Annotated in this window: 15 protein-coding genes and 1 pseudogene; 11 read left to right on the forward strand and 5 right to left on the reverse strand. The window is 70.7% G+C overall.

Features of this window, described 5'->3' with window-relative positions:
- Nucleotides 1-95: 95 nt before the first annotated feature.
- Nucleotides 96-3011: a glycoside hydrolase family 48 protein gene (locus CRP49_RS44725; RefSeq protein WP_097259046.1), complete on the forward strand. Its 2916-nt coding sequence runs from the start codon at nt 96-98 to the stop codon at nt 3009-3011.
- Between the two features lie 100 nt (nt 3012-3111).
- Nucleotides 3112-5781 carry a cellulose binding domain-containing protein gene (locus CRP49_RS44730; protein WP_097259047.1) on the forward strand — a complete coding sequence of 890 codons (2670 nt, stop codon included), beginning with the start codon at nt 3112-3114 and terminating at the stop codon, nt 5779-5781.
- Between the two features lie 112 nt (nt 5782-5893).
- Here CRP49_RS44730 and CRP49_RS44735 read toward each other — a convergent pair whose 3' ends face one another.
- Nucleotides 5894-7771: a rhamnogalacturonan lyase gene (locus CRP49_RS44735; protein WP_179852055.1), complete on the reverse strand. Its 1878-nt coding sequence runs from the start codon at nt 7769-7771 to the stop codon at nt 5894-5896.
- A gap of 39 nt (nt 7772-7810) precedes the next feature.
- Nucleotides 7811-8761 (reverse strand): YafY family protein, encoded by a 951-nt coding sequence (locus CRP49_RS44740; RefSeq protein ID WP_097259359.1) that lies wholly within the window; start codon nt 8759-8761, stop codon nt 7811-7813.
- A 40-nt stretch (nt 8762-8801) separates the two neighbouring features.
- On the opposite strand from CRP49_RS44740, the gene CRP49_RS44745 reads away from it, so the two are divergent.
- The 8 genes and pseudogenes from CRP49_RS44745 to CRP49_RS44775 all read left to right on the forward strand — a co-directional run.
- Nucleotides 8802-9281, forward strand: coding sequence for a hypothetical protein (locus CRP49_RS44745; RefSeq protein ID WP_097259048.1), 480 nt, complete (start codon nt 8802-8804; stop codon nt 9279-9281).
- A 208-nt stretch (nt 9282-9489) separates the two neighbouring features.
- The gene (locus CRP49_RS47595) at nt 9490-9915 is read left to right on the forward strand and encodes a hypothetical protein (protein ID WP_218893029.1); all 426 of its coding nucleotides are present in this window, start codon (nt 9490-9492) and stop codon (nt 9913-9915) included.
- Nucleotides 9912-10064 (forward strand): hypothetical protein, encoded by a 153-nt coding sequence (locus tag CRP49_RS47600; protein WP_218893030.1) that lies wholly within the window; start codon nt 9912-9914, stop codon nt 10062-10064. Before CRP49_RS47595 ends, CRP49_RS47600 begins: the two co-directional genes overlap by 4 nt.
- A gap of 60 nt (nt 10065-10124) precedes the next feature.
- Nucleotides 10125-10865: a hypothetical protein gene (locus CRP49_RS47605; RefSeq protein ID WP_218893031.1), complete on the forward strand. Its 741-nt coding sequence runs from the start codon at nt 10125-10127 to the stop codon at nt 10863-10865.
- Entirely contained in the window at nt 10865-12010 is a 1146-nt protein-coding gene (locus tag CRP49_RS44760) for a hypothetical protein (protein WP_097259049.1), read from the forward strand. The genes CRP49_RS47605 and CRP49_RS44760 overlap by 1 nt, the downstream gene beginning before the upstream one ends.
- Before the next feature lie 323 nt (nt 12011-12333).
- Nucleotides 12334-12699: a CU044_2847 family protein gene (locus CRP49_RS44765; protein WP_097259050.1), complete on the forward strand. Its 366-nt coding sequence runs from the start codon at nt 12334-12336 to the stop codon at nt 12697-12699.
- Nucleotides 12696-17588, forward strand: a complete 4893-nt coding sequence (locus CRP49_RS44770) for a trypsin-like peptidase domain-containing protein (protein WP_179852057.1) — start codon at nt 12696-12698, stop codon at nt 17586-17588. The genes CRP49_RS44765 and CRP49_RS44770 overlap by 4 nt, the downstream gene beginning before the upstream one ends.
- Before the next feature lie 276 nt (nt 17589-17864).
- Nucleotides 17865-18227, forward strand: a pseudogene (locus CRP49_RS44775) (hypothetical protein); the annotation flags it as partial.
- On the opposite strand, the gene CRP49_RS44780 reads toward CRP49_RS44775, so the two are convergent.
- The 3 genes from CRP49_RS44780 to CRP49_RS44790 are packed head-to-tail and all read right to left on the reverse strand — an operon-like array spanning nt 18205 to nt 20390.
- Nucleotides 18205-18954, reverse strand: coding sequence for a class I SAM-dependent methyltransferase (locus tag CRP49_RS44780; RefSeq protein WP_097259052.1), 750 nt, complete (start codon nt 18952-18954; stop codon nt 18205-18207). The pseudogene CRP49_RS44775 and the gene CRP49_RS44780 overlap by 23 nt on opposite strands.
- 5 nt (nt 18955-18959) lie before the next feature.
- The gene (locus tag CRP49_RS44785; protein WP_097259053.1) at nt 18960-19265 is read right to left on the reverse strand and encodes a 4a-hydroxytetrahydrobiopterin dehydratase; all 306 of its coding nucleotides are present in this window, start codon (nt 19263-19265) and stop codon (nt 18960-18962) included.
- A gap of 48 nt (nt 19266-19313) precedes the next feature.
- Nucleotides 19314-20390, reverse strand: a complete 1077-nt coding sequence (locus CRP49_RS44790; protein ID WP_097259054.1) for an ADP-ribosylglycohydrolase family protein — start codon at nt 20388-20390, stop codon at nt 19314-19316.
- A 68-nt stretch (nt 20391-20458) separates the two neighbouring features.
- Here CRP49_RS44790 and CRP49_RS44795 point away from each other — a divergent pair, with 68 nt between their 5' ends.
- Nucleotides 20459-21325 (forward strand): helix-turn-helix domain-containing protein, encoded by an 867-nt coding sequence (locus CRP49_RS44795; RefSeq protein WP_097259055.1) that lies wholly within the window; start codon nt 20459-20461, stop codon nt 21323-21325.
- Nucleotides 21326-21341: the final 16 nt, after the last annotated feature.

A 21341-nucleotide genomic window follows, 5' to 3' on the forward strand; every position in this document is an offset into this window, starting at 1 on the left:
ACCGCCCTCACCCCCATCCTCACTATGGGAGCGCTCCCACTGGTTCAAGCCTTGACTTCTTTCCGAGCCGCAAGCCCGCAAGGAGGAACCAGCACATGGATCCCGGACGCAGACGCAGAGCCGCGCGGCGGTGGTGGACCGCCGCACTGGCCGCGCTCGCCCTGCCCCTGACGATGCTCGCCACCGGCACGACCCCCGCGCAGGCGGCGACCGTCCAGTGCAGCGTCGACTACAAGACGAACGACTGGGGTTCCGGCTTCACGGCCGACCTCACGATCACCAACCGCGGCACGGCCGCGATCGACGGCTGGACCCTGACCTACGGCTACACGGGCAACCAGAAGCTGACGAACGGCTGGAACGGCACCTGGTCCCAGTCCGGTCAGACCGTCACCGTGCAGAACGCCTCGTACAACGGCACGATCGCCGCCGGAGCCGCGGTCTCCACGGGGGCGCAGTTCACCTACAGAGGCGCCAACGCGGCCCCCACCTCCTTCGCGGTCAACGGCACCACCTGCGCCGGCGCGCACCAGCCGCCGGTCACCGTGCTGACCAGCCCCGGCGCGGGCGCGGTCTACACGCAGGGGGACGCGGTGCCGCTCGCGGCGACCGCGGCGGCGGCCGACAACGCGACGATCAGCAAGGTGGAGTTCTACGACGACACCACGCTGCTGGGCACCGACACGAGCGCGCCGTACTCGCTCTCGGTCTCCAGCTTGTCCGTGGGCAGTCATTCGCTGGTGGCGAAGGCGTACGACAGCCTCGGCGCCTCCGCCGAGTCCACACCGGTCGGCATCACGGTCGCCTCGGGACCGGCGGTCGTGGCCTCGCCGGCCCAGCTGGGCATCCAGCAGGGCAAGACGGGCTCGTTCTCGGTGAAGCTGTCGACGCAGCCGAGCGCCAGTGTGACAGTAAGCGTGGCCCGCACGGACGGCAACACGGGGCTGTCCGTCACCGGTGGCTCCTCGCTGACCTTCACCCCGTCGAACTGGAGCACCGCGCAGCCGGTGACCATCACGGCCGACGCCTCCGGCACCGGGAGCGCCACCTTCACGGCCTCGGCGACCGGCCACACCAAGGCGACGGTCACGGTGACCGAGCTGGCGGCGACGAAGGCGTACGACGCCCGCTTCCTGGACCTGTACGGGAAGATCACCAACCCGGCGAACGGCTACTTCTCCCCCGAGGGCATCCCCTACCACTCGGTGGAGACGCTGATCGTCGAGGCCCCGGACCAGGGCCACGAGACCACGTCGGAGGCGTACAGCTACCTTCTCTGGCTGCAGGCCATGTACGGCAAGGTCACCGGTGACTGGTCGAAGTTCAACGGCGCGTGGGACCTCATGGAGAAGTACATGATCCCGACCCACGCCGACCAGCCGACCAGCTCCTTCTACAACGCCTCGAAGCCGGCGACGTACGCGCCGGAGCTGGACACGCCGAACGAGTATCCGGCGAAGCTGGACACGTCGGTGTCGGTCGGTTCGGACCCGATCGCCGGCGAGCTGAAGTCGGCCTACGGCACGGACGACGTCTACGGCATGCACTGGATCCAGGACGTGGACAACGTCTACGGCTACGGCAACGAGCCCGGCAAGTGCGAGGCGGGGCCGACGGCCACCGGACCGTCGTACATCAACACGTTCCAGCGCGGTCCGCAGGAGTCGGTCTGGGAGACCGTCCCGCAGCCGACCTGCGACGCCTTCAAGTACGGCGGCACCAACGGCTACCTGGACCTGTTCACCGGCGACTCCTCCTACGCCAAGCAGTGGAAGTACACGGACGCCCCGGACGCGGACGCGCGCGCGGTGCAGGCCGCGTACTGGGCGGACGTGTGGGCGAAGGGGCAGGGCAAGGGCGGTGACGTGTCCGCGACGGTCGCCAAGGCCGCGAAGATGGGCGACTACCTGCGGTACGCGATGTACGACAAGTACTTCAAGAAGATCGGCAACTGTGTGGGGGCCTCGTCCTGCCCGGCCGGCACCGGCAAGGACGCCTCGCACTACCTGCTCTCCTGGTACTACGCCTGGGGCGGCGCCACCGACACCAGCGCGGGCTGGGCCTGGCGGATCGGCTCCAGCCATGTCCACGGCGGCTACCAGAACCCCCTTGCGGCGTACGCGCTCAGCTCGTACGCCGACCTGAAGCCGAAGTCGGCGACCGGCGCCGCCGACTGGGGCAAGTCGCTGCAGCGGCAGCTGGAGTTCTACCAGTGGCTGCAGTCGTCCGAGGGCGCGATCGCGGGCGGCGCCACCAACAGCTGGCAGGGCCGGTACGCCACCCCGCCGGCGGGCACGCCGACGTTCTACGGCATGTACTACGACTGGCAGCCCGTCTACCACGACCCGCCCTCCAACCAGTGGTTCGGGTTCCAGGCCTGGTCGATGGAGCGGGTCGCCGAGTACTACCAGCAGACCGGGAACGCCACCGCGAAGGCGATCCTCGACAAGTGGGTGAAGTGGGCGCTGTCCAAGACCACGATCAACCCGGACGGCACCTACCGGATCCCCTCCACCCTCCAGTGGTCGGGCCAGCCCGACACCTGGAACGCGTCGAGTCCCGGCGGCAACAGCGGACTTCACGTCACCGTCGCCGACTACACGAACGACGTCGGCGTGACGGCCGCCTACGCCAAGACGCTCACCTACTACGCCGCCAAGTCCGGTGACACGACGGCGAAGTCGACGGCGAAGGCCCTGCTGGACGGCATGTGGTCCAACTACCAGGACAGCCTCGGCATCGCGGTCCCCGAGACCCGCAGCGACTACAGCAGGTTCGGCGACAGCGTGTACGTGCCGAGCGGCTGGAGCGGCAAGATGCCGAACGGCGACGCGATCACCTCGTCCTCGACGTTCTCCTCGATCCGGTCCTTCTACAAGAACGACCCGGCCTGGTCGAAGATCGAGGCCTACCTCAAGGGCGGCGCGGCGCCCGTGTTCACGTACCACCGCTTCTGGGCCGAGGCGGACATCGCGTTGGCCATGGGCTCGTACGCGGAGCTTCTCGAATAACCAGTCCCCGCCAAGGCTCCGTGTACCGCGACGGGCGGTCCCCACCCGCACTGGGGGCCGCCCGGTCGTCGCGCGTTCCCCTCAAGGAAGGACCCCCACCGTGCGAAGAACCCGCATCCTCACCGCCGTACTGGCCCTCGCGGCCGGCTTACTCGCGGGCACCCCGCCCGCACTGGCCGCCGGCAGCACCGCGAAAGTCACCCTCGCCGCCGACACCTACACCTGGAAGAACGCCCGGATCGACGGCGGCGGCTTCGTCCCCGGGATCGTGTTCAACCGGTCCGAGAAGAACCTGATCTACGCCCGTACCGACATCGGCGGCGCCTACCGCTGGCAGGAGGCGTCGAAGACCTGGACACCGCTGCTGGACTCGGTCGGCTGGAACGACTGGGGCCACACCGGAGTCGTCAGCCTGGCCTCGGACTCCGTCGATCCGAACAAGGTGTACGCGGCGGTCGGCACGTACACCAACAACTGGGACCCCGGGAACGGCGCGGTGCTGCGCTCCGCCGACCGGGGCGCGAGCTGGCAGAAGACGGATCTGCCGTTCAAGCTGGGCGGCAACATGCCCGGCCGGGGCATGGGCGAGCGCCTCGCGATCGACCCGAACAAGGACAGCGTGCTGTATCTGGGGGCGCCCAGCGGCAAGGGCCTGTGGCGGTCGACGGACTCCGGGGTGACCTGGTCGCAGGTGACCGGCTTCCCCAACCCGGGCAACTACCAGCAGGACCCAAGCGATTCGACCGGGTACGCCAGCGACAACCAGGGGATCGTCTGGGTCACGTTCGACGAGTCGACGGGGACGTCGGGCAGCGCGACGAAGACGATCTACGTCGGGGTCGCCGACAAGGACAACGCGGTGTACCGGTCGACGGACGCGGGCGCGACCTGGCAGCGGGTGGCCGGCCAGCCCACCGGCTATCTGCCGCACAAGGGGGTGCTGGATGCGAAGAACGGGTTTCTGTATGTCGCATACAGCGACAAGGGCGGCCCGTACGACGGCGGCAAGGGCCGGCTGTGGCGGTACGCGACCGCGACCGGCACCTGGACGAACATCAGCCCGGTGGCGGAGGCCGACACCTACTACGGCTTCAGCGGGTTGACGGTCGACCGTCAGCACCCGTCCACCCTCATGGCGACCGCATACAGTTCCTGGTGGCCGGACACCCAGATCTTCCGCTCGACGGACAGCGGCGCGACCTGGACCAAGGCCTGGGACTACACCTCGTACCCCAACCGCTCGAACCGCTACACGGTCGACGTCTCCACCTCCCCCTGGCTGACCTTCGGCGCGACCCCGTCCCCGCCCGAACAGACCCCGAAACTGGGCTGGATGACGGAGTCCCTGGAGATCGACCCGTTCAACTCCTCCCGCATGATGTACGGGACGGGCGCCACGCTCTACGGCACCGAGAACCTGGCCAACTGGGACAGCGGCGGCCAGTTCACGGTCAAGCCGATGGTGCAGGGCCTGGAGGAGACCGCGGTCAACGACCTGGCCGCTCCCCCGTCCGGCGGCGCTCAGCTCTTCAGCGCCCTCGGTGACATCGGCGGCTTCCGCCACACGGACCTCACCAAGGTCCCGTCGATGATGTACACCTCCCCCACCTTCACCACGACCACCAGCCTGGACTTCGCCGAGACCAACCCGGACACGGTGGTCCGCGTGGGCAACCTGGACTCCGGCCCGCACATCGCGTTCTCGACGGACAACGGCGCCAACTGGTTTGCGGGGACCGACCCTTCGGGCGTCTCGGGCGGCGGCACGGTGGCGGCGGCCGCGGACGGCAGCCGCTTCGTGTGGAGCCCGGCGGGTACGGGCGTGCAGTACACGACCGGCTTCGGCTCGGCGTGGTCGGCGTCGAGCGGCATCCCTTCCGGCGCGGTCGTCGAGTCGGACCGGGTCGACCCGAAGACCTTCTACGGCTTCAAGTCCGGCAAGTTCTACGTGAGTACGGACGGCGGAGCGACCTTCACGGCGTCCTCCGCGACCGGGCTCCCCAGCGGCGACAGCGTCCGCTTCAAGGCGCTGCCCGGCACGAAGGGCGATGTGTGGCTGGCGGGCGGGGCGAGTGACGGCGCGTACGGCCTGTGGCACTCCACGGACAGCGGCGCGAGCTTCACCAAGCTGGCAGGCGTCGACCAGGCCGACACCATCGGCTTCGGCAGGGCGGCGAGCGGGGCGTCGTACCAGACCCTCTACACCAGCGCGAAGATCGGTGGCGTACGCGGGATCTTCCGCTCCACCGACAAGGGCGCGACCTGGACCCGCATCAACGACGATGCCCACCAGTGGGGTTGGACGGGCGCGGCCATCACGGGCGACCCGCGGGTGTACGGCCGGGTGTACGTCTCGACCAACGGCCGGGGGGTCATCTACGGCGACACCTCCGACACCGGCGGCGGTGACGGCGGGGGTGGCGGCACCGACCCGACACCGACGCCGACCGGAGCCTGCACGGTGACGTACAAGATCACGAACCAGCGGTCGGGCGGCTTCCAGGCGGACGTGCAGCTCGGCAACACCGGCTCAACCGCCTGGACCGGCTGGTCACTTGGCTGGGCCTTCGCCGACGGCCAGAAGATCACGCAGCTGTGGAACGCCGACTACACCCAGTCGGGCACGGCGGTGACCGCGAAGAACCTGGGCTGGAACGCCAACGTGGCGGCCGGCTCGTCCGTGAGCTTCGGGTTCACCGGGAGCTGGTCGGGGTCGAACACGAAACCGACGTCGTTCAAGCTGGGTCCCCAGACCTGCACGGTGGCCTGACCGGCAGTAGGTGTCACCACCCGGTGCGTCAGGGAGGCGGACGAGGGGCGGCCGCGTGACGGATGTCGGCGGCCGCCTTCGACGTCTCACCGGCGCGGGGTTGCCACGCGGTTCAGGGGGTGTACACCACGGGCCTGGGCGCCGTCGCCATTCCGTCCCCGATGAAGAAGCTCGGGTGCGGGGGCTGGTTGTAGGCCGTGTTCTGCCAGGCCAGGGCCGTGCGGTACTGCGTGTCGTGGAGGAGGGTCGTGATGCGTGTGGTGGTGTCGTACGGGGTGGAGTAGATGCGCAGGGCCGTGTTGTCGGACGTCGGCCAGACGACCTCCTCGCGCCAGTCGCCGAGGATGTCGCCGGACAGGGACGGGGTCGCCTTGGTGCCGTTGTCGGAGCGGACGGAGACGCCGGTCAGCAGGCGGGTGTCGGACGACGTGCCGTACTTGTCGATGTGGGTGCCGTCGAGGAGTTCGCGTACCGGGTCGCCGTCCCACCAGGACAGGAAGTTGGTGCTGGACGGTTTACGGCTCGCGACCACCGTGCCCTTCGGGTCGCGGATGCCGCTCTCGGCCGACGACCAGGACTCGGCGCCCGCGCTGCCCGACCAGATGTCCCCGGACACGCCCCGGCCGTTGTCGCCGTTGGGGGCGGTGGACCACAGCACCTGGCCGGTCTTCGCGTCGGCCATCCAGGAGGACGGTTTCGAGGAGTCCTCGTCGACCTTGAACTCCTCCAGGCCGGGCCGGGACGGGTCCAGGTCGCCCACGTGCAGGGCGTCGCCGTGGCCGTTCTTCGTGGTCCACAGGGCGTTGCCGTTGTCGTCGACGGCCATCGAGCCGTACACGATCTCGTCCTTGCCGTCGCCGTCGACGTCGGCGACGGACAGCTGGTGGTTGCCCTGGCTGTCGTAGCCCTTGCCGCTGTTGGTGGAGGAGTTGGTGTCGAAGGTCCAGCGGCGCGTGAAGGAGCCGTCGCGCCAGTCCCAGGCCGCGATCACCGTACGGGTGTAGTAGCCGCGGGCCATGACGAGCGACGGGCGGGAGCCGTCCAGGTACGCCGTCCCGGCCAGGAAGCGGTCGACGCGGTTGCCGTAGGAGTCGCCCCAGGAGGAGACCGTGCCACGCGCGGGGACGTAGTCGACGGTCTGCATCGCATTGCCCGTCTGCCCGTTGAACATGGTCAGGTATTCGGGGCCGGAGAGGACGTAGCCGCTGGAGTTGCGGTGGTCGGCGGACGCGCTGCCGATCACCGCGCCCGTGCCGTCGACCGTGCCGTCGGCGGTCTTCATGGCGACCTCGGCCTTGCCGTCGCCGTCGTAGTCGTACACCTGGAACTGCGTGTAGTGCGCGCCGGAGCGGATGTTGCGGCCCAGGTCGATGCGCCACAGGCGGGTGCCGTCGAGTTTGACGCCGTCCAGGTAGGTGTCGCCGGTGTAGCCGGACTGGGAGTTGTCCTTGGCGTTGGTCGGCTGCCATTTCAGGACGAAGTCCAGCTGTCCGTCGTCGTCGAGGTCGCCGACGGAGGCGTCGTTGGCCTCGTAGGTGTACGACACCCCGTCGGGGGTGGTGCCGCCAGCGGGTGGGCTGATCGGCACGTCCTTGTAGCCGGTGCGGAACTGGATGGCGTGGACGGAGTCGGGCTGCTCGGCGCCGTTCACGATCGCGCGGACCGTGTAGTCGGCCTGGGCGGGGGCGCCGGCGTGGAAGAAGGTCGTGGAGCCGGTGACCGGGGCCGGGTTGACCTTCGTACCGGCGCGGTAGACGTTGAAGGAGACGTTGTCGGGGTCGGTGCCGAGCCAGCGCCAGCTGACCAGGTTGCCGCTGTCGGTGTGGACGCTGACCACGCCCCGGTCGAGCTTCTCGACCTGGCGGGCGGTGGCGGCCTCGGCGGTACCGGAGGCGGTCATTGCGGTGAGGCCGGCGGCGACCAGGGCCGCGGCCGTTGTCACTGCCGAGAGGAGGGCTCGGCGTCTGCGGTGCCTGTGCGGGTGCTGCACGTGACGAACCTCCAGAGAGAACGGACGGTTTCCGCCCACTCAGTCGCCGCCGCCCCGGGTCGAGTTGCCGTACATTCCGGCCAGTTCGGCCACGGTGCGGGTGATGCTCGCGCGCAGTTCAGGCGGTTGGAGCACCTCGATGTCCGCGCCCAGGCGCAGAAACTCGCCAAGGGCGTGGTCGACGGACTCGATGGGGACCCTGGCGAGGGTCCAACCGTCGTCGCCCGTACCTTCGTCGACCGCCCTCGGCAGCGTCACACCCGGCGCCAGCCGGACCACCGCCTCGGCGCGGTACAGCCGGTCGTGGAAGTCACGCTGGTACGCCGTCCAGTAGGCGGCCAGGTCGAAGTCGTCGGGGCGGGTGAACTCCTCGTCCAGGGAGGCGAGTTCGAGGATCTGGTCGACGCGAAAGGTGCGCGGTCCGGGACCTGCGACGACGTACCAGCGGCCCGCCTTCAGGACCAGTCCGTACGGTTCCAGGATGCGCTCGACGTCAGTGGGTTCGCGCCAGCGCCGGTAGACGACGTGCAGGACACGGCTCGTCCACACCGCGTCGGCCACCGCCGGCAGATGCGGCGTCGCCTCGGCGTCCGCGTACCAGCCGGGTGCGTCCAGGTGGAAGCGCCCGCTGATCCGGTCGGCGTGGCCGCGGAGTTCGGGCGGCAGGGCGGCGCGGACCTTGAGCTGGGCGGCGGCCAGGAACGGGCCGAGTCCGAGGTCGGCGGCGGGGCCGGGGGCGCCGGCCAGGAACAGGGCCTCGGCCTCGGTGGCGGTGAGACCCGTCAGTCGGGTGCGGTAGCCGTCGAGGAGGCGGTAGCCGCCCGCGTGGCCCGCGTCGCCGTACAGCGGGACGCCTGCCGCGCTCAGCGCCTCGACATCGCGGTAGACGGTGCGCACGGAGACCTCCAGTTCCTCGGCGAGCTGGGCTGCGGTCATCCGGCCCCGGGTCTGGAGCAGGAGCAGGATCGAGACGAGACGGCTGGACTTCACTGACATAGGGTGTCAGTGAAGCGGGCCTAGCGTCGCGCTCATGGCCTTCCGAGAGAAACTGCTGACCGTGCCGCCGCCGATCGAGGTGGCCGGACGGCACGTCAAGCGCTACCACGTCACCGCCGACCCGGCGGGCATCGCGCCCGAGGTGGAGCGGGCGGCGTACGCGATCCTGCCCGAGCTGCTGCCGGAGCCGGACGGCACTCCGCCGGCGACGTTCGTGGTGCTGCACCGCGGCGGCGACGACGGCGCCTACCTCAACGCGTACAGCTGGGTGTGGGACAACGTGCTGCACTTCCGGGGAGCCGCGGCCGGCCAGCCGGTGCTCGGCTGCCCGGACCGCGATCCCGCGCACTTCGTCCGGCCGGACCTGCCGTGGATCGGCTGCGTCTGGGAGCTGCCGCCGATCCGGCACGAACGGGACGCCTGGGTACGGCACCTGCTGACCCCCGAAGTCCCGGATCTGGACGCCTACTTGACCGACAGCCTGCCCGAGGGAACCACAGGAGACCGCGCATGAGCGGCCCGCACGACTTCGACTTCTTCCACGGCGCGTGGCAGGTCCTCAACCGCCGCCGCACCGACTTCCTCGACCCCGGCAGCGACTGGGAGGAGTTCTGTTAGGACAAGGAATTCTGGTTGTCTCAGGCTTCCTCTGAAGCCGGAACGGCCGGGCAGGCCAGCTGTTAGGTTCCCCCACCTCTCGTTGTCTCGGGGAGGGAGTTGGGGTGCACCACTTCTTTGTGTCACCCAGCAAGGTGCGTCGCTACTACGAGGCGCCAGCTGGGGTCGACCTCGATGCCGAGGCGTACGTACAGCGGCCGGGGGCGGTGAAGGAGGGCACGCCGTTCTTCCTCGGTTCCGACATGCGTCCGGTGGAACCGCTGTGCTCGTTCTTCCTGGAGCTGTCGAAGTCGCTGAAGGCGAAGTCCCTGGAGGACTACGCGTACGACGCGCTGGACCTGGTCGACTTCCTGGACCAGCTCCCGGTGCCGACAGACCTGTTGTCGGCCAGGGAGGACGATCTGGTGGCCTACCGTGAGGACTGCACCACGCACCGCGAAGCGCCGGACGGCGTCCGTATTTCCGGCGCCGAGGCGGCCGGGACGTGCTCGCCTGGGGCGCGACGACCGAGCTGGATGTGCGGCATATGACCTGGCGGCAGTGGCGGTTCCTCAAGCAGGTGGGATTGCGCGGCTACCTGCCCGACGGCCTGATCAACCCGGCCTTCCGGGTCGGCTCTCCGCTGCGCGACGGCGCGGCCGCCGAGTTGGCGATCACGACGGGGATGCGGCTGCGGTAGTTCAGTTGCCTGCTGGACATCGAGGTCGGCCCGCCGCGCCGGGACGCTTCCCCGGCCGAGGTGCTGTTGCAGGCGATCGCCAAGTTCGGGCTGCCGCGGATGGTGGCCGTCCAGCACTCGACGCTGCAGGAACTTGATCTGTATCGCCGGACCGAGCGGGCCGCGATGGTGAGGGCGTCGGCGAAGGCACTTGGCCGGCGCCGCCATGAGTTGTTCCTCGTCGACGACATCGACCTTCGGCAGATGAAGCTCCGCGGCACCCTGCACGGGCGGCGGCGGACCTTCCGCGTCGAGGCGATGCCCGCCGAGCTCCGTCGGCGCGCTGTCATCGAGCGCGATCACGGCCTGGAGCCGATGGCGTTGTTCGTCGGCCGCGGCGGGCGGATGCCGTCGAAGCAACGTTGGGAGCAGATCTTTGACGCGTCTCATCTGCGCAGTCTGCGGATCAGTGACGAGCACGCGTGCGACCTGGCGATGCCGTCCCGGTTGCGGATCCACGACACGCGTCACACGTTCGCGATCTACATGCTGCAGATGCTGACGCAGCTGATCTTGAGGGAGGAGTCCGAGCGGCTGGCCGCCAGCGGGCACGCGGCCTACCTCACCGATCACCTCTCCCGGGATCCGCTGCTCATCCTGCAGCGGTTGCTGGGCCACCGCCGCCCGAGTTCCACACCTCGGTATCTCACCTACATCCGCACCACTAACCTGCTGGTCAGCCAAGCGATCGCGGAGTGGAACGATCAGGACAAGACCTACGCCGACTACGCGGCCACTCTGGTCGGGACGGGGGCCGCGTGATGGCCCGCCGGGGAGAACGCAAGGTCCGTGTCCGCGCTCACGTTCCGCCGCCGAGGGCCGCCCTGGACTACGCCGGCGTCCGGGTCGTCACCTCGGAACGCCGGGGCAGGATGAAGCACCACAGCATCAACCCCGCCGACTATCGGTGCTCGGTGCTGGCGGCACAGCTCGCCGACGAATGGGTGAAGATCACTCGCGCCCTGGGGATCGGCGACGGCGGCGCCAACTATGGCAGCGTCGTGAGGAAGTTCACCGCCTTCACGGACGAGTACGCACCGACGCTCGGCCTGGACCCGGCCGACGCCCGGGTGGATGGTGACGAGATCGACCTCGTCGAGGTGATCTACGCCTGGGAGGAGGCCCTGCGCCGCGAGTTTCCGCACTTCAAGCACCCCTACACACTGGTCAAGGCCCTGCTGGCCCTGATCGAGCAACGCGCCCTGGCGGGCGGGCGGGTCGGCGAGAAACTGAAGGCCCGTACCCAGGCCCCCACCGCTTTCCGCGCTCCGCGCGGCAAGCCGCTGGATGAGTTCACCAACGCCGAGCGGATCGCCCTGCGGGATGCGGCCCGGGGCCAAGTACGGGCGACGGAAGCCCGGCTCGCCCACGGGAGCGGGCTGTTGGCCACCGGACAGGACCCCCGCGAGGGCGGCTGGCGAAACGTGCCAAACCTGCTTTGGGCCGCCCGCGCCGGACTGATCACCTCGAAGGTCCTGAAGCGGGAACTGCCGTCCGAGCCCAAGTGGTGGCCGCCGGAGATCCGCGACCTGCTGCCCGCCTGGACAGACGACGGCAGGTCCCGGCGTCCCGGTGTCCGGGCCCTGGTCCGCGCTCTGGGTCGCATGCTGTTCGCCGACGAGATGGACCTGCACGCTTTCCGGGTCCTGCTCCTCCTGGGCATGTCCGACACCACGCCGGAGGAACTGCACGATCTCAAGGTCGGCGACATCGAGTTCACCGACGGCGGGGTGCGACTGGTCCAGAAGAAGATGCGGGCCGGCCGCATCCGGGCCGACATGCACCCCGAACAGCCCGCCCCGCCGGTCGAGGCGGGACCGTACTTCGCCGGGGCGGGCGCCTGGGACGTGCCCGGGCTGGTGCGCCGTCTGCTGGCCGTCACGAACCCGAACCGTGGCTGTTCCTAGCGGTGGATTACCGCAAGGACACCGGCGGACTCGGCGCTTTATGCGCCGATTTCACGCACGAGCAACGGCGGTTCACTCATTGGATCGCCGCCCAGCGCGACAGCGGGGGGGAGCCCGCTGGCCATTTCCGAGCCGCACGATGTCCGGCGCCTACGCAAGACGGCCAAGGTGGTCCGCGCGGTCGTCCTGGGCGGGTCGCAGCGTGCGCAGAGGACGCCGTGGACTGATCTGATGCAATTCCTGCACATTCCGCACCCGGGCCGCCGTGTTTCCCCTACGGTGCCGTTCAGGAGAGCCGTGGTATATCGGCAAGGGGGTCCGCGATGTGGGAAGCGGTGGGGCAGCAGTCGTCGCAGGAGGGCACGGAGACGCTGGTTCCACTCACGGTGGAGGGGCAGACCGTCTACCTGTCTGTGCGCAGCCTGGGGCCCGGTGCCGGGTACCCGGCACCGGGTGAGGAGTCGGATATCTCCGCGCGGCGGCCGACTCTGGAGCAGGCCCTGGACGGCCTGATGTGCCTGGCGCGGGCGATGGGCGCCAGGCTGCAGCAGAGCGGCGCGTCGAAGGCCATCGTGCAGTTCGGGTGCGAGTTCGCCCTCGAGTCCGGCACGTTCGTCGCGGTGGTGGGCAAGGCGACTGCCAAGTCCACGTTTACCGTGGGCTTGGAATGGGAGAAGCCGAGCTCGTGAACCCCGTCGGGACGACTTCCGGGACGGGGTGGGAAGGGCTGCTGCGGGCGGCGACCGTGGCGCTGGAAGTGCCGCTCGGCGGCGGACTCTCGCTGGGCACGGGGTTCTTCGTGGCGCCCGGCGTCGTGGCGACCTGCGCCCACGTCATCGCCGACAGTGCCGCCGCGCTGCCAGCGCGGGTCCGCGCCCGGGCCGTCGCACTAGGGTACGACATGGAACTGGAGCCCGTTGCGCAGTGGTACTTCCGCGAGCCGGACGGCCTGGACCTGGCCTTCCTGCGTCTCGTCCAGACCGACACCCCGAAGGTGCCGGACGCCGCGGAGGCGGTGTCGCCCGTCCTGCTGTCCAGCCGCGTGGAGGTGGGTGACGTGCTGTGGACCTATGGGCATCCAGACGGCATGTTCCGGGCCGGGCAGTCGGCCACGTTTACCTACCAGGGGACCTCGCGGCGCAGTGTGCTGACACCGTTCGAACTGCTGCGGGTGAAGGGAACCCGGGTGGGTGGCGGCTTCAGCGGGAGCGCCGTCATCAACCGCCGTACCGGCGCGGTGTGCGGGATGCTGTGCACCTCGGACCAAGCGGGCAGCGCCCATATGGTTCCGGCGGCCGTCGTTCTGGACATTTGCTCACCCGCCCGCCAGGCCCACGCCACCACCGAGGCCCACCGCGCCTGGCTGAGGTTGCTCACCGACTCCCAGCTCGGTGCCGGGGGTTGGTGCTTTCCGGGGCACCAGCTGCGGCGCTACCTCAAGGCCGCAGCCAGGGCCGCGCGCTCCCACCCGTATCCCGTCGTCAAGAGCGGCTCGGTGCCGCCGTTGTCGACCGTCTACGTCCCCCAGCGGGTGGAGGAGCAGGAGCGTGACGCCGCCGACGGTGCCGCGTGGGTTCCCGTGCCTGGCGACGACGCGCTTGCGCATGAGACCCTGCTGAGCCTGGACCGCGACAGTGTGCTGGTCGGCGGCCCGGGCGCGGGAAAGTCGAGCCTGCTGCGCTTCGTGACGAGCACGCTCGCCGAACGGTGGCTGAGTGGCGAGACATGCCCGCTGGTCCCCGTGCTGGTGCCGGCAGCCGAACTCGTCGGGAATCGCACACTGGCCGACGCGATCGCTGCGGCGGTACGAGCCGATCTCAGCAAGAGCGGGCTGACAGAAGCCTGGCCCGCGGGGTTCTTCCGCGACCGGCCGGTCGCTGGGGCGAGGTGGCTGGTCCTCGTTGACGGCTTGGACGAGGTGGTGGGCGCCAATCGGCGCCGCGACGTGTTGGAAAAGCTGGCCGGGTTCCTCCGCAATGTCCACGACGGCGACCTGGGCGCGGACCAGGATCCGGTGGCCGTGACCCACCGGTTCGTGGTGGCCACCCGGCCGGTCCCTGAGGTGGAGCCGGCCGTCATGTCCACATGGACCGTCCGGCGCTACGAACTGCTGCCGTTCGCTCCCGAGCAGCTGCCCGCGTTCGCCGCCGACTGGTTCGCCGCCCGAGGGGTCGACGAGCCTGGGCGCACCGCCAACCGCTTCGCCGCACAGATCGAGCGGCTGGGGCTCACGGCGCTGATCCGCGTGCCGCTGATCGCCACCATGCTGTGCCAGCTGTTCGCCGAGGAGCCCAGCAAGCCGCTGCCCGCCAACCGGTACGCCCTCTACGACAGGTACGTGAACCTGGTGCGGGAGCGCCGGTTCGAGGGCGCCGAAGGCATCGTCCCGCAGGCCCGCGCCGCCGTTCGGAACTACGGCACCGTAATTTCCCAGGCCGTCGAGGACCTCTACCTCGGGGCGTTCGAATATATCGCCGAGTTCGCCCTGGCCCGCCACACCGGACAGACGGTCCACGCCGTCGACCTACTGGCCGCACGGTTCGTCCAGCCGGAGTCGCAGTTGCGCCGTGTTTCGGACACGGTCCTGCGGAACCTGGTCCGCGATGTCCTGCGGCGCAGCGGCCTGCTGGTCGAGCACGGCGACAACTTTGACTTCCTCCACCAGAGTCTCGGTGAATTCCTCGCCGCACAGCATGTGGCCGACGACGACGACCGCTCCGCCGACGTCTTCCGCGCGGTCTTTGGCCGCGGCGGCGCGGCACGGCCACCCCTGGCGGGGCAGGACAACGACTCGTTCAGCCGTTTCCTCATCGCCGCCTGGCAGGGCAGGCGCGACGTGGCCAAGGTGCTGCTTCGCTGGGCCGCGGACCCCCGGGGGGCCTCGTACGTCGCCGCCCTCACCGCGGACGGCGTTGTGCTGGACCCCGAGGTGACAAGGACCGCCGCGGCGACTCTGCGAGCCGCGACGGAGCCGGGGCGCAGCAGCCTGGCCCGGCTGCGGGCGGCAGATGCCCTGGCTCTGCTGGGGGACCCGCATCACGTGGAGGCGTTCGCCCAGCTCGCCACCGGCGCCGACACCCACGAAGTCCAGGTCCGTCTGCGGGCGGCACATAGCCTTGCGGCTGTCGAGGACCAGCGCGGCTCAGCCGCGCTGGTCGCCCTCGCCTCCTCACCGAGCCTGCGCGTCGAGGACCGCCAGCAGGCGGCGGCCAAACTGGAACGGCTCGGGGACCCGCTGTACAACGACGCCCTTGCCGCTCTTGCCGAGGACGCCTCCGTGGACGACTTCAACCGTCTGTGGGCGGCCGAAGCGCTGGGGCGGCTCGGGGATCCCCGGGGAGCGGAAGCGCTCGCCGCCCTGGCCCCCGACCCCGGCCTCGGCGGATCCGTCTGCCTTGAGGCGGCGGAGGCGCTGGGGCGGCTTGGGGACCCCCGGGGCGCGGACGCACTGACAAGTGTCGCCCTGATGGCGGATACGGATTTCGTCTGCCTTGAGGCGGCAGGCGCCCTGGGGAGGCTGGGAGACGCGCGCTGTGCGGATGCCCTGGCCGTGCCCGCGGCCCGCGGGAACGTCACTGCGGCGGAGGTGCTAGTAGCGTTGGGTGATCCACGTGGTATGGAAGCGCTGGTGAACGGGGCTGACAAGGGCGACATTGCCGCAGCGGAAGTACTGGCGACGCTGGGTGACGCGAGAGGGTTGGAGACACTGGCCCGCTGTGCCAGGGGCCCCGCTCCCGTCGCCACCCGCGCCAGCGTCGGCCTTCACCGCCCTTGGCCCAGCGAGTCCGATGACGAGGAGCGCCGGTGGTCGCGCCCGTCGGGAGACGGACGCGCGGTGGACGCCCTGGCCGCCCTGGCCAACCTCGCCAGCGAGGGCGCCTCCGCCGTCGACGCTGCCACCCTCTTCCGACGCGCCTACGGGTCGGACGCCGTCCAGGCCGTCCAGGCCCTGGCGAGGCTGGGGGACCCCCGAGGCGTCGAGACGCTGACCTCCCTGCTCACCCGGGTCAGCCCCGATCCCGACTCCGCTTCCGACCTTCGCCTCCGAAAGTTCCTCCACTACTTCGAGATGGAACGCGTCGTCGAAGACCGGGGGAGCAGCACACGTTCCGTGTGGCGGACCGTGTGGCATGGGTTAGCGGTGCGCGGCACGAAGGAGCTGGTCGCGCTGGCCGCGGAAGCCAATCCGCCCGGCGGCCGGGTCAGCGTGTGGGTGCGGGCGGCAGAAGCGCTGGCGGCCTCGGGCGATGTACGCGGCGTCATCGCGCTGGCCGCGTTGGCCGCCGGATCCGCCCCATCCGGCGGCCGCCTCTCGCCGCGCGTGCGGGCGGGGGAGACGCTGATGGCCCTGGGTGACGCCCGTGGCGCGGACATTCTGGCCTCCCTGACCGACCTCGTAGGACATGCCAACGCCCCTGTCACGAGCCATGCCACAGGCCTCGCCACCTGGCCTCTCCAGACTCACGACACCGCCGATCCCCGCGAGGCCGAGGCTGTCCAGGCAGCCGCGGCACTGGCGAGACTCGGAGATCCACGCGGAGTGGAGGCCCTAGTCGCGGGAACGGTCCGGCGCGATACCGCTGCGGCGGAGGCGCTCGCTGAGCTGGGGGACCCACGGGGTCCGGAGGCGCTGTTCACGCTGGCCACCGAGCCCGGCCTCACCTCCTCGACACGCTTCCGGAGGATCCAGACCCTGGAGGACCTGGGTGATCTGCGTGGCCGGGACGCACTGTTCGCCACTGCCACCGATCGCGGACTCGTCACGCGACCCGACGCCCACCCCGACGACGCCTACCTCACCCGGCCCGCCCGCAGCCGTGGCTGGAGAGCCGACGCAGCGAGCGTCCTTTCCATCCGGTTCGACCCCGACTCACCCTTCGATCTCGGCCACGTCCACCCTTCCGTCGACGGCATCCGCTCCGCACGGGTCCGGGCGGCGGAGAAGCTGGCCGCTCTGGGCGACACGCGTGCTCGGGACGCCCTCGCCGCCCTCGCCACCGGGTCCGCTCCCGGAAGGATCCTGAACGTCTTCGCCCGTCTCCGGGCGACCATGGCGCTGTGGGAGACGGGGGAGCAGGAGTACGCGGACGCGCTGGCGGCTGCTCCGTTGAGGCGTCGTGTCGTGTGGGGTCCCCTGTGGTCCGTCGGCGTGTGGATGCGCCGCTGCCAGCACGACTACCACCGTGTGGACAAATGCAACGACAGCGACGGGCTGGCGGCCCTGGTCGTGGCGCCCGGGCTCAACCCTTTCTTGCGCGCCTTCGCAGCCGTGAAGCTGGAGGAGATGGGGGATTCGCGGTACGCGGACATGGCCGCGTCCGCCCCCTTGACACGCCGCGTCCTGTGGGCCTCCTGTGTGCGGCTGCGCCGGTTCCAGCACCAGCTCATCCGCGTGGACGAATGTGATGACGCCGACGGGCTGGCCGCCCTGGTCGCGGCGCCCGGGCTCAACGTGTTCGCGCGGGCGGCCGCGGCCGCAAAGCTGGACGAGATGGGGGATTCGCGGTACGCGGACATGGCCGCGTCCGCCCCCTTGACACGCCGCGTCCTGTGGGCCCTCGCGGCCCGGCTGCTGTGATCAGGCGGCGGTCAGAAGGGCATGAGGCGGGAGCGTAGTGGGGGGATAGAAGCGGAAGGCCTGGCGGCGAAGTCACGCAGGCGTGCGGAGGTTTGGCCAACGAACGGAGGGCACCGACCAGGGCGAACAGGCTGAAAATGTTGCGGTCAGATAACGTTCGCCAAGCTCTCCTGAGACACAAGGGTCGAATGGCAGCAGGAGTGAACTGGCCCCAGCGCCGCGCCTTCGCTGAGACAGCAGAGCCCCTGAGACACCCGAACTGTTCCTAAGGTACGGGCCACGAGTCGCTGCCAGCCGTTGTTCGACGGCGCCGCGAACATCGACGAGATCGACATGCCCCACCTGGGCGCCAAGGGGCTCACGCTGCGGCTCTTCGACCCGGAGACCGGACAGTGGTCCCTTAACTGGTCCGCCAGCCGCAGCGGCAAGCTCTTCCCGCCCGTGACCGGCCACTTCGAGGGCGACCGCGGCGAGTTCTACGGCGACGACAAGCACGACGGCAAGGACGTACGGGTACGGTTCGTCTGGTCGGGGGTCTCTCCGACCGGTGCCCGCTGGGCGCAGGCGTTCTCGGTGGACGGCGAGAGGACCTGGGTGACCAACTGGACGATGGACTTCAGGCGGCCGCCGGCTTCCTGAAGGCGCGCACGCGGAAGACGGGGTCAGGGCGCGGGCGGTCCTGGTGGGGGAGGCGGGCCAGGTCTTCGGCGAACGTCTGGATGCGGGGATCGCCGGGCTGCAGCGCGGTGAACCAGCCGCGCCGCAGGTCGGCGATGGTGGAGCGGGGGCTGCGGCCCTGGCCGAGGCCGGGGAAGGAGGCCTGTCCGGCCGGCTGCAGGCGGTGCTCGGCCGCGTGGGCCGTGACCGCTTCGGCGGCGTCCTGGGCGGGGCGGCGGGGGCGCGGGGCGAGGACGGTGTCGATGTCGCTGCCGACGTCGTGCGCGGCGGCCTTGTCGACGGTGGTGACGTAGACCCCGCCGGGCCGCAGCACGCGGGCGCACTCGGCGACGACGGCGCGGACGTCGGCGGGGTCGGAGAGCAGGTGCAGCAGCCAGATGCTGGTGACCGCGTCGAAGGTGGCGTCGGCGAAGGGCAGCCGGCGGCTGTCGGCCAGCAGGACCGCGCCGGGCAGGCGGGCCGCGGCCATGCGGGCCATGCCGGGGGCGAGGTCCGCGCCCGTCACCCGCAGCGCGGGGTTGGCCGCGGCGAACCGCCGGGTGACGATGCCGGTGCCGCAGGCGACGTCGAGGAGGCGGCCCTGGCGGTCGGGGATCAGGCCGAGGACGGCTTCCGTGGCGGCTTCGGCGCGCGGCTCGCCGCCGCGGGACGCGTCGTAGGCGTCGGCTTCCTTGTCGTAGTTCAGCACGCCCCTCAGTGTGGTCCGTGACCTGGGGCGATGTCCTCCACCCTGCGGGCGAGCGCGAAGTCCTTCTCGGTGACGGCGCCGCCCGCGCTGTGGGTGTTCACGCTGAGGGAGACGGTGTTGTAGCCGAGGGTCAGGTCGGAGTGGTGGTCCAGTTCGTCCTGGATGCGCGCGATGTGGACGACCAGCGCCGTGGCCGCGAAGTGCGAGCCGAGCCGGTAGGTGCGGGTGAGGCGGTCGCCGTCCACGGACCAGCCGGGCAGTTCGGCCAGCCGGTCCTCGATCTCCTTCTGCGACAGCGGTTCGACGGCCATGACCGGTCTCCCTTCGGGGCGGGCTGGTACGCGTTCAGCCTGCCACGGTCAGCCCCGTACGCGCTCCGCCGCGAGGTCGTCCGCCAGTGCGGCGATGCGGGCGCGCCCCTCCACCCGCTCGACCCAGGCGTGCGGCAGGCCGACGTCGCCGTGCCGGGCGCCGAGCAGGTTGCCGCAGATCGAACCGGTGGAGTCGCTGTCACCCGAGTGGTTGACGGACAGCAGCAGGGCGTCCTTGACGCGGGGCTCGGCCAGGGCGCAGTAGACGCCGATGGCGAGGGCCTCCTCGGCGACCCAGCCCGCGCCGAGGGACTCGGTCTTCTCCGCGGTCGGCGACCCGTCCGCGGCCAGGTCGAGGGCCTCGCGCAGGGCGGCCGAGGTCTCCTCGTGGCCGGGGTGCCGTTCCAGCAGGCGCAGGGTGCGCAGCACCGCGCCCTCCAGGGAGTCCCCGGCGACGAGGTGGGCCACGATCGCGGCCAGGGCGCCCGCCGCGTAGTAGCCGGTGGGGTGGCCGTGGGTGATCTGGGCGCCGCGGGCGGCCATGGCGAAGGCCGCGCCGGCGGGGTTGACGAGGCCGAAGGGGGCCGAGCGCATCACCGCGCCGCAGCCCTTGGAGTCCGGGTTGACCTGCCCCGGCCTGCCGTCGAGCGGGAGCTGGGGGTCGGGGTGGTACATCTGGGCGACCCCGGACAGGCAGGCGTTGCCGGGGGCGCGGCGGGCGTACAGCCAGGCCTCGGCGAGCAGGCCTGCGCCGTGCGGCGGTTCGGCCTCCTCGGGGCCCGGCCTCGACTGGGTCTGGAGCCAGCGCTCGTACGCCTGGCGCAGCAGCAGGGACCAGCCGCCGCCGATCCCCTTCTCCCGCTCCCGGGCCTGGGCCTGGACGAGGGCCTCGACGGTGAACAGGGTCATCTGCGTGTCGTCGCTGATCCGGCCGACCACCCCGTGCGCGCCGGGGACGAGGCCGGTGACCCCGCGCTCGCCGTGCAGGGAGCGGATCCGGTCGAGGGAGGCGAACTCGACGGGGTAGCCGAGGGCGTCGCCGACGGCTCCGCCGAGCAGACAGCCGCGGACCCTGGACCGGTACACCGCCGCGGCTTCCCAGGACGGCTGCCACGGCTGGTTCATGCGGATGCTCCTCAACTCCGGTGCCCGGTTGCGGTCGTCGGACGCACTCCTCGACTACGGTCGTCCGTATGACCATTGTCGCGACCGGCCTCCACGCATCCGCCGCCACCCCCGCCGACAGGACCGACAAGGCCAACAGGGCAGACAAAGCCGACAAGGGCGTCGGCCCGCTGCTGCGCGCCTGGCGGGAGCGGCGCAGGACCTCGCAGCTGGAGCTGGCGCTGCGCGCCGACTCCTCCGCCCGGCACATCAGTTTCATCGAGACCGGCCGCTCCCGGCCCAGCGAGGAGATGGTGCTGCGGCTGGCCGAGCACCTGGACGTGCCGGTGCGCGAGCGCAACGCCCTGCTGCTGGCGGCCGGTTACGCCCCGCACTACCCGGAGACCCCGCTGGACGACCCGGCGCTGGACGCGCTGCGCGACGGCATGGAGCGCCTCATCCAGGGGTACGAGCCGTATCCGGCGCTGGTGGTCGACGCCGGGTACACCGTGGTGGCCGCCAACCGGGGCATCACGATGCTGCTGGAGGGCGTCCCCGAGAAGCTGATGACGCCGGCGCCGAACGCGATGCGGCTGACCCTGCACCCGGAAGGGCTCGCGCCGCGCATCCGCAACCTGCGCGAGTGGCGCGGGCATCTGCTGGCGCAGATGGAGCGGGAGATCGCCCTGCACCGCTCGGACCAACTGCGCGCCCTGTACGAGGAGGTGGCCGCCTACCCGGTGCCCGAGGACGCGCCCGGCGTCGAACCGGCCGAGCCGGTGCCGTACTTCGCCCTGCCGATGCAGATCGAGCACGATGGCCGGATCCTGTCGTTCGTGTCGTCGATCTCCACCTTCAACACGCCCATGGACGTCACGGTCGCCGAGCTGGCCATCGAGACGTTCCTGCCCGCGGACCCGGCGACCACCAAGTACCTGCACACGCTGGCCGGTTGACGAACTCGCCCGAGCC

The organism is Streptomyces sp. Ag109_G2-15 (assembly GCF_900215565.1).
Classification (GTDB): domain Bacteria; phylum Actinomycetota; class Actinomycetes; order Streptomycetales; family Streptomycetaceae; genus Streptomyces; species Streptomyces diastatochromogenes.